At 42.7% G+C, this 13,516-nt stretch carries 11 protein-coding genes and 2 tRNA genes; 5 read left to right on the top strand and 8 right to left on the bottom strand.

What is annotated here, in order from left to right; translation table 11 throughout:
- Positions 1–125: 125 nt before the first annotated feature.
- The 6 genes from nusA to tpiA form a co-directional block, all read right to left on the bottom strand.
- Positions 126–1,610: a transcription termination factor NusA gene (gene nusA, locus AC5JPY_RS08105; RefSeq protein ID WP_319050747.1), complete on the bottom strand. Its 1,485-nt coding sequence runs from the start codon at positions 1,608–1,610 to the stop codon at positions 126–128.
- Positions 1,611–1,768: 158 nt separating this feature from the next.
- A complete protein-coding gene (rimP, locus tag AC5JPY_RS08100; protein WP_443525010.1) occupies positions 1,769–2,269 on the bottom strand; it encodes a ribosome maturation factor RimP in 501 nt (166 codons plus the stop codon).
- Positions 2,270–2,724: 455 nt separating this feature from the next.
- A tRNA-Met gene (locus AC5JPY_RS08095) sits at positions 2,725–2,801 on the bottom strand.
- A 124-nt stretch (positions 2,802–2,925) separates the two neighbouring features.
- Positions 2,926–3,010: transfer RNA gene (locus AC5JPY_RS08090), tRNA-Leu, on the bottom strand.
- A gap of 143 nt (positions 3,011–3,153) precedes the next feature.
- On the bottom strand, positions 3,154–3,462 hold the full coding sequence (gene secG, locus AC5JPY_RS08085) for a preprotein translocase subunit SecG (RefSeq protein WP_319050749.1): 309 nt from the start codon (positions 3,460–3,462) through the stop codon (positions 3,154–3,156).
- Between the two features lie 206 nt (positions 3,463–3,668).
- A complete protein-coding gene (tpiA, locus tag AC5JPY_RS08080) occupies positions 3,669–4,493 on the bottom strand; it encodes a triose-phosphate isomerase (RefSeq protein ID WP_443525007.1) in 825 nt (274 codons plus the stop codon).
- A gap of 419 nt (positions 4,494–4,912) precedes the next feature.
- Here tpiA and pilB point away from each other — a divergent pair, with 419 nt between their 5' ends.
- The 4 genes from pilB to coaE all read left to right on the top strand — a co-directional run bounded on the left by pilB (position 4,913) and on the right by coaE (position 9,735).
- Positions 4,913–6,628: a type IV-A pilus assembly ATPase PilB gene (gene pilB, locus AC5JPY_RS08075; protein WP_443525006.1), complete on the top strand. Its 1,716-nt coding sequence runs from the start codon at positions 4,913–4,915 to the stop codon at positions 6,626–6,628.
- A 172-nt stretch (positions 6,629–6,800) separates the two neighbouring features.
- Positions 6,801–8,024, top strand: coding sequence for a type II secretion system F family protein (locus tag AC5JPY_RS08070; RefSeq protein WP_443525004.1), 1,224 nt, complete (start codon positions 6,801–6,803; stop codon positions 8,022–8,024).
- A 7-nt stretch (positions 8,025–8,031) separates the two neighbouring features.
- The gene (locus AC5JPY_RS08065) at positions 8,032–8,934 is read left to right on the top strand and encodes a prepilin peptidase (protein ID WP_443525003.1); all 903 of its coding nucleotides are present in this window, start codon (positions 8,032–8,034) and stop codon (positions 8,932–8,934) included.
- A gap of 114 nt (positions 8,935–9,048) precedes the next feature.
- Complete coding sequence (gene coaE / locus AC5JPY_RS08060; RefSeq protein WP_443525002.1) at positions 9,049–9,735, top strand: dephospho-CoA kinase; 687 nt, start codon at positions 9,049–9,051, stop codon at positions 9,733–9,735.
- On the opposite strand, the gene rlmB is transcribed toward coaE, so the two are convergent.
- Both rlmB and ppnP read right to left on the bottom strand, forming a co-directional pair.
- A complete protein-coding gene (gene rlmB, locus AC5JPY_RS08055; RefSeq protein WP_319050755.1) occupies positions 9,698–10,468 on the bottom strand; it encodes a 23S rRNA (guanosine(2251)-2'-O)-methyltransferase RlmB in 771 nt (256 codons plus the stop codon). The genes coaE and rlmB overlap by 38 nt on opposite strands.
- A gap of 248 nt (positions 10,469–10,716) precedes the next feature.
- Positions 10,717–11,052, bottom strand: coding sequence for a pyrimidine/purine nucleoside phosphorylase (ppnP, locus tag AC5JPY_RS08050; RefSeq protein WP_319050756.1), 336 nt, complete (start codon positions 11,050–11,052; stop codon positions 10,717–10,719).
- A 727-nt stretch (positions 11,053–11,779) separates the two neighbouring features.
- Here ppnP and recN point away from each other — a divergent pair.
- A complete protein-coding gene (recN, locus tag AC5JPY_RS08045) occupies positions 11,780–13,459 on the top strand; it encodes a DNA repair protein RecN (RefSeq protein ID WP_443525001.1) in 1,680 nt (559 codons plus the stop codon).
- Positions 13,460–13,516 lie beyond the last annotated feature (57 nt).

Below are 13,516 nucleotides of genomic sequence, written 5' to 3'. Positions count from 1 at the left end.
GCTATATGTTCAATTCAGTTGTTGGCTACAAATGATTGGGTTAAGGCCAGTACCTACAACATGTAAGTATTAGCACTTTATTCTCAATAGCATATCACCAAAAGACAGCGATATGCAGTTACCGCTTATTCATCGAACCAAGATTCCCGAGCTTTCATGATGAGTTTTCCTGCAGTTTCAGAGTCTAATCCTTCGATGTCTTCTAAGTCGAAGACGGCTTGTTCTGCCAAGTCATCAACGGTAATGATGTCTTTTTGTGCCATTTTATAAGCCCAGCTGACTGTCATACCTTCAAGCTCTTGAAGCTCTTGACTTGGCTCTTTCATGTTCTGTTGCTTGACCAATTCGTCTGCGATGACAACTTCTTTGGCACGTTCTTGAATCATATCAATGGCTTCATCATCTAAGCCTTCAATGTCATAGAAGGTCTCAACAGGTACGTAAGCCACTTCTTCAATACTGGTAAAACCGATATCGACCAATGCCTGTGCTAAGTCTTGATCAACTTCTAGGCGCTCATAAAACAACTCGATGAACGCTTTTGATTCATTTTCTTGACGCTGTTTATACTCTTCTTCGAGCATCATATTCAGCTTATAACCAGTCAATTCAGAAGCCAAACGTACATTTTGACCTTGTGAGCCAATTGCGCGCGCTAGCTGATCATTGGTACTAAAGATAATGTCTGCTGTCTGTGCATCTTCATCTAGAATAATACTGCTAACGTCAGCAGGCTCTAAAGAGCTGATGATAAATTGGGCTGGATCATCTGACCAGACCACAACATCGATACGCTCGCCATCCAATTCTTGTTGTACCGCTTGAATACGTGTACCACGCATACCGATACAAGCACCCACTGGATCAATACGATGATCGTTAGTCTTAACCGCTATTTTAGCACGGGTACCCGGCAGACGAGCAACGTTGCGAATTTCGATAATTTGTTCTGCAATCTCAGGCACTTCTTTTTGCATCAATGCTGATAGCATTTCTGGGTGCGTGCGAGATAATAATAGCTGTGCACCGCGGTTTTCACGGTTCACATGGTATAAGATAGCGTTGATACGAGATTTGGCACGTAGTTGCTCACGTGGCAACATCTGATCGCGTGACAAATAGCCTTCGGCGTTATCGCCCAAGTCAATAATATAGCCATCACGTGTCTGTTTTTTGACTTCGCCATACATCATTTCACCGACACGTGGCTCAAAAGCATCAGCAACAAGCGCGCGCTCAGCTTCACGGATTTTTTGGATGATGACCTGTTTTGCTTGAGTAGCCGCAATACGGCCAAATTCGATCGATTCGATCTGCTCTTCTTTGATATCACCAATTGACCATTCTTCTTGGTCTAGATCTGTGATCGCAAGCTGACAAGCTGGCATTTCATGGTCTTCATCTGCAACCACGGTCCAGTAACGATAAGTATCGTAGTCGCCAGTGGCACGGTCGATTGATACGCGTACTTCTACTTCTGGCTGTTCGGTATATACTTTTTTCTTAGTCGATACCACCAAAGCATCTTCTATTGCTTCAAAGATATCTTCAGGATTTAAGCCCTTTTCATTACTGACAGTTTCTACTACCGTTAAGATTTCACGACTCATGCTATACCTGTCCTATCATTTTTTAATTGACTTAAATTTTATAATTTGGGTGTTGCTATTATATCGTTACTATAAGCCGCGTAAACTATTGAAAGATGACACCACTACTCTCTTATAGGTCACTTTATGGTTCTTAGCAGTTACGTTATAGTATGAATTTAGGCATCTTCATAAACTAAATTGGCTTTATCAATATTACTTAGTGCAATCTCAAACTGTTCACCATCACTTGATGTCAGTTTTAAAGAGTTTTCATCAATACTATCTAAAGTACCTGTAGCTTTACGACGTTTTTGATCACCAGTCCCAATGGCTTGAATCAGACGCAAGCTCACAGTTTGACCGACATACGCATGCATCTGCTCATCTGAGAAAAACGCACGATCAAAACCTGGTGAAGACACTTCTAAAATATATTCGCCAGCGATAGGGTCATGTACCTCTAAAATACCACTAACCTGATGATTCACCGCTGCACAGTCTTCGATTGTTACATGCTTATCTTGGGCTTGCTCTTCTGGCAATGCCTCAATATAAATGCGCAGTAAAGAGCGGCGACCTTGGGGCGCAAACTCGATACCCCATAGTGACACATCACAAGCAGCCACAGCAGGGGCGATAATATTAGTCAGTTCTGCAACTTTAGTCGAAAGCTTCATAATCTCTTTGTCTTTTCCTATTCACTTATCTGTCGTACTTAGTAAACCGTATTGAAGTCTTGCTCTTCTGTCTATATAAATTTTTTAGTTTAGTAAGAAGAGTCACGGTCATTATATAATTATAAATCACAAACATATGAGATGTGTTGTGCCTTTATATAGGGATGAGCATAAAAAACGTCAAGCTCAGCCAAACAATGCTTTTATTATTCATAAAGCACTACTATCGATAAAAGCGTGGGGAATAAAAGATAGTGTTGCTTAAGGAGCATCGTGCCAGTAGCGGCCGATGATGACCAGTGACGAGTAACATCATACTCTATTGACCTAGAGCTTAGCACAAGTAGGATAGATACCGCGATAACACCGACCTTCAGATACAAAAAAACCCACAAGCATAATGGTGGGCTAATCGGTACTGACAAATTTAGTGTACAAAACATCAGTATAAAAAGTGGTAGCGGGGGCTGGATTTGAACCAACGACCTTCGGGTTATGAGCCCGACGAGCTACCAGACTGCTCCACCCCGCATCAATCTAGAACACATATTATAGGGATACTTTATGGAAGTGTCAATACTTATTTTAAATAAATTATAAATTAAGTATTTTCTACTAAAATATCTAACCTGACGATATGCTACGTCTATAAAACTTGGTGCGATTGGGGGGACTTGAACCCCCACAGCTTGCGCCACCACCCCCTCAAGATGGCGTGTCTACCAATTCCACCACAATCGCATTTTACTACGCTGTTCTCTAGCATCTAATCTACGGTAAATAATGCTTAAGGTAGGCATCGGTAGAAATAGGCATTGCGAAAACAGGAAAGCATTGTAAATCTAACGTGCCAAAATAGCAAGCGTTGCCTGCTCAAAAGACACTTATTCAGGGTTTTCTGTTAACGGACGCGGTGTTTGCGGTACTGACACTGGCGCGTCCAAACGGAACTGATCTTCAGCCTGCTTACGAGCATGAACCGCAAGCGTCATACTCGTAATAAAAAACACCACGGTTAGTGCCGCTGTCGCGCGCGTCAAGAAATTGGCCGTACCTGCTGCGCCAAACACCGTACCTGACGAGCCAGCACCAAAAGAAGCCCCAGCATCTGCCCCTTTACCATGCTGTATCAAAATCAAGCCGATCATGGCAATGGCCACAATAATATGCAGGGCTAATATAAACGTAAACATGGTGGCCTCTTTTGCCGCGTAATGACGACTGATAACGAAAAATAAAACTTAGGGTTAATGGGAGTAGCATCTAATGATGCTGGGTCGATTCTATAAATAAGGCGCATTGTACACGATTGCAAGGGCACTGTTAAACCTACTTTTACCCACTGATAAAGCCACAGCACCTAATAGTCTCTATAGGCTATAATCTTGATATATGGGAATTATTTATCTAATTGAGCATTAGCTTGATTAAAAGCATTCGCAATTGCTAAAAAGCTCTCTGCCTTTAATGAAGCACCACCAACCAAAGCACCATCAATCATAGGATCTGCAGCAAAGCTTTCAGCATTACTGGCATTGACACTACCACCATAGAGCACGGTGATATTGTCTATGGTGCTAGCAAAGCCTGCAATAGCTTGCTTGATATACTGATGCGTCTTACTGACTTCCTCTACCGTCGGCACTTTACCCGTACCGATAGCCCATACAGGTTCGTAAGCAATAATCAGTTTCTCAGAGAGCAGCGAGATAAGATTTGGCTGCTGGATAAGTAAGTCTTTTATTACTGAGAGCTGTTTATCAATAACATCCAGTGTTTGATGGTCATCATACTGCTCTTGTGTTTCCCCAATACAAAACACCACACCTAAGTTCTCCGAAAATGCATGAGATAACTTGTTCAACAGGCAGTCGTGAGATTCTTTATGGTATTGGCGACGCTCCGAATGACCAAGTATTGTCCAAGTAGCACCCGCATCGGCGACTTGCTGTGCTGAACAGTCACCAGTATACGCGCCAACATTCGCGCTATAGGTGCTAATATCTTGAGCGGCACTGAGTATTGTGCTGCTTGCTAAGCGTTCGCTGACCGCGGATAAATGAATACAGCTTGGTGCTACCATTAACTTACATTGGCTATTAGAAGTTGTCGTTCCGGTTTGTTTTTGGGTGCCCATTTTAGACAGCAACTCATCTAACAACACATTAACATCATTGCTAGTTGCTGGATTTTGCTTCCAATTACCGATCACCCAAGCTTGCATACTCATTTACCTTGTCTCATGTATTGATGCCAATTCGGCTAATATGCGCGCCAGTATAACAAATAATTCGCAAGTGCTATAGTAGGGTTCTATCAAGAAGCGCTGAGCGTTTTGATCACTGCATGCAAGCGTCAAGGTTGTCAGCCATACTTTTATACTATGACGATTTGATTGTTAATATAAAGCCTTCAAACTAAAGTAAAGTCGTATATTATTAAGCATAACAATATTAAATGCCGTTATTGGCTTCTCTTTACGTAAATATGCCAAGAATGACAGATTAAGCAAGATCATAAAGTGTTAAAGAAATTTACTGAGAAAACAATGTATCAATCACCGCAAATATTTTAAATTGTAAATAATTAGTACGTACGTACCGAAGACGTATGCAAAATATTTGGTATTAAGGAGAGGTCATAATGTCTATTGCAACCAGTAAGTATGCTGGTCTAGCCCAGCAACTCATCAGTGATGGTGTTGTTAGCGAAGCAAATATGAAAACAGCGCAAATGGAATCGCAACAACAGCAAATAGGTTTGGTACCTTACCTTGTAGACAATAAACTGGCTGATGCTTATCACCTCGCCCAAATGCTATCGCAAGCTTTTGGTGACCCATTATTTGATCTAGATGCACTAAGCACTGATGTTATTCCAAAAGATCTGGTAGATGAAAAGATCGTTCGTAAGTTTAATGCTCTGCCACTATTCAAACGAGGTCAACGCCTGTTTGTGGCACTCAGTGACCCAACTCGTGTTGATGCCATTGATGCCATCGCTTTTAACTCTCGCTTGTCGATTGAGACCATCGTTGTTGAAGAAAACAAACTCAAGAAACGAATTGAGGATGTTTACGCTGATACGATGCAGAGCTTTGATAGCTTTTCTGATAGTGATCTGAACGTTGGCTTTGAAGATGGCGATGAAGATAAGGATGATGGGGAAACCAAGCTTAGCGATGGCGTTGATGAAGCACCTGTCGTAAAGTTCGTCAATAAAATGCTGGTTGATGCTATACGTATGGGAGCTTCTGATTTACATTTTGAACCCTATGAGAAATCTTTTCGAGTACGTTTTCGCGTCGACGGAGTCATGCAAAAAATGGCAAACCCACCTGTGCAACTTGCCAATAAAATTGCAGCCCGTTTGAAAGTTATGTCACAGATGGATATCTCTGAACGCAGAGTACCGCAAGATGGACGCATTAAACTCAAACTCTCTAAAAATAAAGCGATCGACTTCCGGGTAAACTCTTTACCAACCTTATTTGGTGAAAAAATCGTTTTGCGTATCTTGGATCCTTCATCAGCAATGCTTGGTATTGACGCATTAGGCTATGAGCCTGATCAACAAGAAATGTTCTTAGAAGCACTACACAAGCCCCAGGGCATGCTCCTCATCACTGGTCCTACTGGTTCTGGTAAGACGGTATCACTTTACACTGGTATCAATATCTTAAATACGGGCGCCACCAATATTTCAACTGCCGAAGACCCTGTCGAGATTAACCTTGAAGGGATTAACCAGGTTAACGTCAACCCTAAAGTCGGTTTAACCTTCGCCAATGCGCTCAAGTCTTTCTTACGCCAAGATCCTGATATTGTCATGGTTGGTGAGATTCGTGACTTAGAGACTGCCGAGATTGCTATAAAAGCAGCTCAGACTGGACATATGGTACTTTCAACTTTGCATACTAACTCTGCACCTGAGACATTGACGCGTTTACGTAATATGGGCGTCGCTTCTTTTAACATTGCGACTTCGGTCAACCTAGTCATTGCACAGCGCTTGGCACGGCGACTATGTAAAAACTGTAAAAAATCGATCAGTATTCCGCGGCAAAGCCTGTTAGAGATTGGTTTTACCGATGCCGACTTAGACAATCAAGATAATGTTATTTATGAGCCAGTAGGCTGCAATGAATGCCGTGAAGGTTATAAAGGTCGTGTCGGTATTTACGAAGTGATGAAGGTAAGCCCTGATATCTCACGTATTATTATGGAAGACGGTAATGCCATAGATATTAAAGATGCTGCTCTCAAAAATGGTTTCCGCGATCTACGCCGTTCGGGTATTTTAAAAGTCCTACAAGGTGTCACTAGTATACAAGAAATGATGCGGGTTACTTCTGAATAGACACTTAAGTGTTGATATCGGTCTCTCATAAGTTTGTAGCTAGTAATTAAAAATAAAACAGATAAACACTGGTTTTTTACGCTAAAATAAAGTATGCCTAGCCAATATTACGCGTTCGGCATCCTCCTATACATTTGTAATATCTATACTGGATCATTTTGAGGGTAGTAACATGGCAAAAGCTAAGACCGATATGTTGTTGGACTTTACCTATGAGGGTACGAACAGACGCGGGCAGAAAGTAAAGGGCGAAACGACCAGTCGCAGCTTAGAATTAGCCAAAGCGACCCTACGCAAACAGGGTATCACGGTTAAAGGTATCAAGAAAAAACCAAAACCCTTGTATACCTTCAAAAAACCGATTAAAGCCATTGATATTGCTATCTTTGCTCGTCAGCTAGCAACGATGATGAAAGCAGGCGTTCCACTCACTCAGTCTTTCGAGATTGTCGCTGACTCACTTGATAATCCAAGCATGAAAGACCTAGTACTACAAATTAAAACGGATGTTGAAGCGGGTGGCACCTTTGCTTCTGCTCTACGCAAACATCCTCGCTACTTTGATGACTTATTCTGTTCGCTTGTTGAATCAGGTGAGCAATCCGGTGCACTCGAGACCATGCTCGAGCGCGTAGCTACCTATAAAGAAAAAAGTGAGCTATTAAAAGCAAAAATCAAAAAAGCAATGAAATATCCTATTGCCGTTATCGTAGTTGCCATTATCGTTACTATGATTCTCTTAATAAAGGTAGTCCCCGTATTCTCTGATCTTTTTAGTTCCTTTGGTGCAGAACTACCTGCGTTTACTCAAATGGTTGTTAGTATGTCCGAGTGGATGCAATCATGGTGGTTCATTTTAATACTTATCATTGGTTCTGCAATTGTTGGTTTTTCAGAAGCAAAAAAACGGTCTAAAAAATTCCGTGATTTTTTAGACCGTGCTGTCTTAAAAGCACCAATTTTTGGCAATATTGCCTATCAGGCAATTATCGCTCGTTTCGCTCGTACGTTATCTACAACTTTTGCTGCTGGTGTGCCACTTATCGATGCTTTAGATTCTACTGCTGGCGCAACCAACAATGTTGTTTTTTACAATGCTACGCAGCAGGTCAAGAATGACGTATCTACTGGTCAGCAACTGCAATTCTCCATACGATCTACCAACTTGTTTCCAAGTCTGGTCATTCAGATGGTTGGTATCGGTGAAGAGTCTGGTAGCTTGGAAGAAATGCTAGATAAAGTCGCCGTCTATTACGAGAATGAGGTCGACAATGCTGTCGACGGTTTGACCAGTTTGATGGAACCAATGATTATGGCAGTGTTAGGGGTGTTGGTCGGTGGATTAGTCATTGCAATGTATTTGCCAATCTTCCAGATGGGCGCTGTGGTAGGATAATAAATCGATGCAATTTATACAGTTACTACAAGAACATACTGCCTTAGCTTTGGTTATATTCGGTCTATTGGGTCTTTGTATTGGTAGTTTTTTGAATGTGGTTATTCATCGTACTCCGCTCATGATGCTGCATGGATGGCGACAAGAATGCAGTCAATTCATGACTGAACAAGCAGACATGCCGCGCGAGCACACGCTACCGATAGCAAACATTGTAGCGAAAGACCAGCCAATCACTTTGAGTCGTCCAGCGTCACGTTGCCCTCACTGTGCCCATAAAATCAGGTGGTATGAAAATATACCGTTAATAAGTTGGCTAGTGCTGCGCGGACGTTGCTCTAATTGTAAAGCCTCGATCGGCATACGTTATCCTTTAGTCGAGCTGATAACTGCCCTACTATCAGTGTTAGTGATCTATAAATTCGGTGTAAATGCTACGGGGCTGTCTGCTCTGGTTTTGGTATGGACATTAGTGGCTTTGACAGGGATTGATTTTGATACGCAGCTACTACCTGACCGTTTGACGTTTCCATTGGCAGGTTTAGGACTGGCGGTGAATTCACAAAGTTGGTTTGTGTCACCAACACAGTCGATTTGGGGATTACTGCTCGGGTTTTTATCGCTATGGATCGTCGTGAAGGTGTTTTACTTGATCACCAAAAAACATGGAATGGGACAAGGCGATTTTAAATTATTGGCAGTACTGGGCGCTTGGCTTGGGCCCATGATGTTACCCTTAATCATTCTATTATCATCTCTACTTGGGTCGATTGTCGGGTTAATCTTGATGAAAAAACAAGGTGAGAGCAAGCCTTTTGCCTTTGGTCCTTACATTGCTATCGCAGGTATCGTGGCGTTGTTGTATGGTTCAGATATCGTCAGTTGGTATCTTGGCATGTATACTTACTAAATGATTCTCATAACTTTTCAGCAGACACCATAAACGAATAAACAAGATTTTTTGAAATCTAATGGTTGGTTTATCGCTGCATTCCTTATTATATATACTAGACAAGCTACTACTATGTTAAAAAACACGCCTCACCCTTATTCGCACCAATCACAAAGTCCCCAAACGAGCAATAAAACACTTGTAATCGGTTTGACAGGTGGTATTGGTAGTGGTAAATCCGCTGCTAGCGCTTGGTTTGCTGAACAAGGTATCGATATCATCGATGCAGATGTGATTGCACATGAAACTGTTGCCAAAGGCAGCGACACGTTACGCAAAATCCAGAAAAAGTTTGGTGATTGGGTGTTGAACGGTGATGGGTCAATGAATAGAGCTGCTGTGCGCACTCATGTGTTTACAAACCCCGAAGCCCTTATTGAGCTTGAAGCTATCACTCACCCAGCGATACGTGAGACGGCAAAAGCACAGCTAGAGGCTAGCACCTCCCCCTATGTGATATTGTCCGCACCGCTACTGATTGAGGCTGCGGAAGCAGGACTTGCTAATTTATGTCAACGTATTCTAGTCATGGACGCCACTGAGGACACGCAGCTTGCACGTGCCAGTCAGCGTGATGATCAAAGTATACAAAAAATCAAAGCCATTATGACCAATCAGCTCAGTCGTGAAGAGCGTAATCGTCATGCGGACAACGTCATACTCAATGAAAGTGATCTGGCATCCTTATACCTACAGCTAGAACCCTTACATCAAGAGTATCTTATGCTTGCCCAGCAGCTAAAGTTCGCTGTCGATTAACTTCATACAATGCCATACCAGTTGCAACACTCACATTTAGACTCTGTAAATTGCCATGCTCGTTTCCTGACATTGGGATATATACAAGCTCATCACAGCTTTCCATTGTTAGGCGACGCATTCCCTCTCCTTCTGAACCCATAATAATAGCAGTTTTCCCAGTCAGATCAGCAGCATGTATTGGTTTGGCATCGGCATTAAGCGCCGTACCAAATACAAATACACCAGCACTTTTAATTTGTGACAACGTGCGTGCCAAATTGGTGACACTGATAATCGGCATCATCTCTGCTGCACCAACCGATACTTTGGCTACTGTGGGCGTTAGGCTTGCTGCATGGTGCTTGGGACAAACGACCGCATCTACACCCATGGCAACTGCCGTACGCAAGCATGCACCAAAGTTATGCGCGTCTGTGATTTGGTCCAGTACCAATAACAAGCACTGCTCACGACCAATAATGGTATCGAGTAAGCCCTCATCGGCGAAACCTAGTGGACGAGCATTGAGGACCACGCCCTGATGCTGCGGACTACCGCATAACTGCGTTAGCTTGTCTTTTTGGGTTGGCTGAATACTAATACCATTAGCCTCAGCTTGGGCTATGATGGCTTGTACATGACTGTCAGTCTCGCGCCCTTGCTGCACAAATAAGCTAAGACCATCAAGAGGACGATGTTCAAGTAGCGCATCAATTGCATGGATGCCATAAAAATAAATGGGTTTTGCCATAGTAGGCCTATTAAATATTAGGTGGGTATCGCGATAAGCGATGGAGTAAAAAAGGATGTCGTTAGCACTGATAATAGATGTAGCTATGACTATTCATTGCCAATTGAACAAGACTTAAAAACAGAAATAAACAATACCAATCTGATATTGTTTATTTTTTGGTTGTTGACATTATTAGCCAATCATTAATGATATTAGCGTAACGGTATTTTTATCGTACTGCTAACACTATCAGCCTTCTAATATGATCAGCCCTCTAGGTGGCAGACATACTGAACGATCTCTTCGGTACGAAGATTGAAACCACTGTTGCCTTCGACGACAAATGATTGACCTGCACGGTAGTAGCTAAATTCCTCATCGCCGTTGATTTTCACTTCACATTCGCCACTGGTAATTTCGATACGCTCGGAGGTATTGGTGCTAAAGTGATAGTGCTCTACCAGATTATCACAGGGTAGGATAACACCCAATGTCTTATGGCGACCATCTTCAAACATGATGGTATGGCTCGAGCATCGACCGTCATAAGATATTGTCGCTTGTGCATTGACTGTTACGTTAGTAAATTGCGCCGCTGTCATCGTGGCTTCCTTATCAAATAATTATGGTAAAACTAAAAAATAAGTAACGGGTTACAGTCGTCCCAGCATAGCGTCATGACCAGACACTTCTGCTCGACGTACTGTATCCTTTTATACTAGATGTCTGCGCACTACAAGTAATCGCAGCTTCTATGAAAACGCTTTGGAACAACAACTGATCGGGACATTGTGCTTCCCACTATACGCCTATAATTTTACAAAATCATGACTTGTTGTCATGTATTACATTTTATCATTGTGTGAGATTATGCTACCACATTATATCCATAAAGTTTGTTAAAGCGACTGGGAAAATACTGCTTAGTACTGATTATCCATCGACTTAATTAGTGTTTTTTCGTATGACTATTTAATCAGTATAAGGGATAGGCTGTCATGAGCACTGCCTGAGTTATTTTATATATTGGCTGTTTATATACCTACTTGGTTTTGAGACATCAAACTATCCTAATAGTTGATATTGTAGACATTATAGTAATGACTTGCGGTCTATTTTCGATAGTTATATGATACTCTTCCTAGAAGAAAGTCTATTATACATCGTCTTAAAGTTTGTATTTAAGCCTATTTAGCACCATACTATTTGCCTACAATATCTATCTACTTAATACGGTTAAATAGATAAAATCATCTCATTATTCATCCCATTTCATAGATGGCTCCTTGAGTTTTATATGAAGTCCATTGTCTGTCACGAGAGGCGTTGATGCTAGTATCATTAACTTTACATCAGTTTGCATTGATCGCTAAGCATGAGCTGAGTGTGGCTGAAGGTTTCAATGTCATCACTGGTGAGACAGGGGCTGGCAAGTCGTTATTACTCGATGCACTGTCTTTATGTGTCGGCGCGCGTGCAGACAGTGCGATGGTCAGACACGGCGCAGCACATGCAGATGTCTATGCTCAGTTCGATATAGCGAATAACCCTGTTATCACTGAGTGGTTTACCAAAAATGATCGAGCGCTAGAAGAGCCTGAAGTGCTTATTCGTCGCCAGCTCAGTGATACAGGACGCTCAAAAGCGTGGTTAAATGGTTCGCCCGTCAGCTTGGCTGAGCTAAAAAGCTTGGGTACGTTACTGGTCAATATACACAGTCAACATGCTCAGCAAGCCTTGCTGAAACCACAGTTTGTGGTGCAATGGTTAGATGAGATGGCACAAATCACGCCACTAGCTGAACAAACTGCCAGTAGCTATCAGGAGTATCAGCAGCTAAAGCGCCGCGCTGATGACCTCGCTAGCCGTGAAGCACAGCGTCAAGACCGTATTCAATTATTACAAAGCCAACTGGCGGATGTCACCCCTTTATTGGCTGTCGATTATACAGACGTTGAATCTGAGCATGAAGAGTTATCCAATATCGAAGCGCTCATGCAAGAAGCCAGTCATGGCTTGCATCTGCTCGATAATGATACCGACGAACCAGACGTTATGACGTTGCTTGGTCAGGCTATAAAACTCTGTGATCATCAAGTAAGTGTCAGCCAAACATTTGAGCAAGCCTCTGAACAGCTGCATTTGGCACAGCAACAAATCACTGAAGCCACGACCCTACTGTCGGACTATGCTGAGCAGCAACTGCCTGACCCTGAGCGTTTGCAATCATTAGACAATCTCATCAGTTTGGGTCATCGCCTATCTCGCAAGCACAACTTGCCAGCGAGTGATTTGATCGATGAAGCAAAAGGATGGCAAGAGCAATTAGAGCAATTAGAAAATGAGCCGAGCAGTGATGTGATGGCCGCGCAAATCGAGCAAGCTTGGCAAGACTATTTAGCATTGGCAGCTCAGCTAAATAAAGCGCGTACAAAAGCGGCGCCCTCAATCAGTAAACAGCTTATTGAGCAGTTACAGCCGCTTGCACTACCCAATGCTCGCTGCGAGTTTGTATTTACCGAAAAGGCAGAGCCGAGTCACTATAACGCGCAGGGGTGCTTCGATGTCGACTTACTGTTCAGTGCCAATGTCGGTATGCCGATGCAGCCACTACACAAAATCGCCTCAGGTGGTGAGCTATCGCGCATGGCGCTGGTCATGCAAGTACTACAAGCGACCAATGCTGATAATAATGCTGCCAAGCCCATGCTCGTATTTGATGAAGTCGATGTCGGTATCAGTGGCGGTACGGCACAAGTCGTTGGTGAGCTGCTACGCACACTAGGGCAAACGCAGCAATTGCTTGCCATTACTCACCAAGCCCAAGTCGCAGCGCAGGCGCATCAGCATATATTGGTACAAAAGCATCATCAAGAGCAAACTGAAAGCGAGCTACTCATATTGACTAATAGTGCACAAGTAGATGAGCTGGCACGTATGTCTGGCGGGGTGACTATTACAGAGGTCACTCGTGATCATGCTCGCAGCTTATTGTCTGATGTCAAATAGCCTACTATCAAATAGCACGCCCACTATCGCCAAATCTTTTATTGTTTGTCAGCAAAA

It is taken from the genome of Psychrobacter sp. H27 (genome assembly GCF_059072655.1).
This window is presented reverse-complemented; position numbering and strand designations above follow the sequence as displayed.

Coding starts and splice junctions, on each gene's coding strand:
- secG (WP_319050749.1), bottom strand. CDS start 3,462: ATGTTTACGTTTATATTAGCCCTGCATATTATTGTGGCCATTGCCATG.
- AC5JPY_RS08070 (WP_443525004.1), top strand. CDS start 6,801: ATGGCAAAAGCTAAGACCGATATGTTGTTGGACTTTACCTATGAGGGT.
- tpiA (WP_443525007.1), bottom strand. CDS start 4,493: ATGCAAGCTTGGGTGATCGGTAATTGGAAGCAAAATCCAGCAACTAGC.
- rimP (WP_443525010.1), bottom strand. CDS start 2,269: ATGAAGCTTTCGACTAAAGTTGCAGAACTGACTAATATTATCGCCCCT.
- recN (WP_443525001.1), top strand. CDS start 11,780: ATGCTAGTATCATTAACTTTACATCAGTTTGCATTGATCGCTAAGCAT.
- ppnP (WP_319050756.1), bottom strand. CDS start 11,052: ATGACAGCGGCGCAATTTACTAACGTAACAGTCAATGCACAAGCGACA.
- AC5JPY_RS08065 (WP_443525003.1), top strand. CDS start 8,032: ATGCAATTTATACAGTTACTACAAGAACATACTGCCTTAGCTTTGGTT.
- pilB (WP_443525006.1), top strand. CDS start 4,913: ATGTCTATTGCAACCAGTAAGTATGCTGGTCTAGCCCAGCAACTCATC.
- nusA (WP_319050747.1), bottom strand. CDS start 1,610: ATGAGTCGTGAAATCTTAACGGTAGTAGAAACTGTCAGTAATGAAAAG.
- coaE (WP_443525002.1), top strand. CDS start 9,049: ATGTTAAAAAACACGCCTCACCCTTATTCGCACCAATCACAAAGTCCC.
- rlmB (WP_319050755.1), bottom strand. CDS start 10,468: ATGGCAAAACCCATTTATTTTTATGGCATCCATGCAATTGATGCGCTA.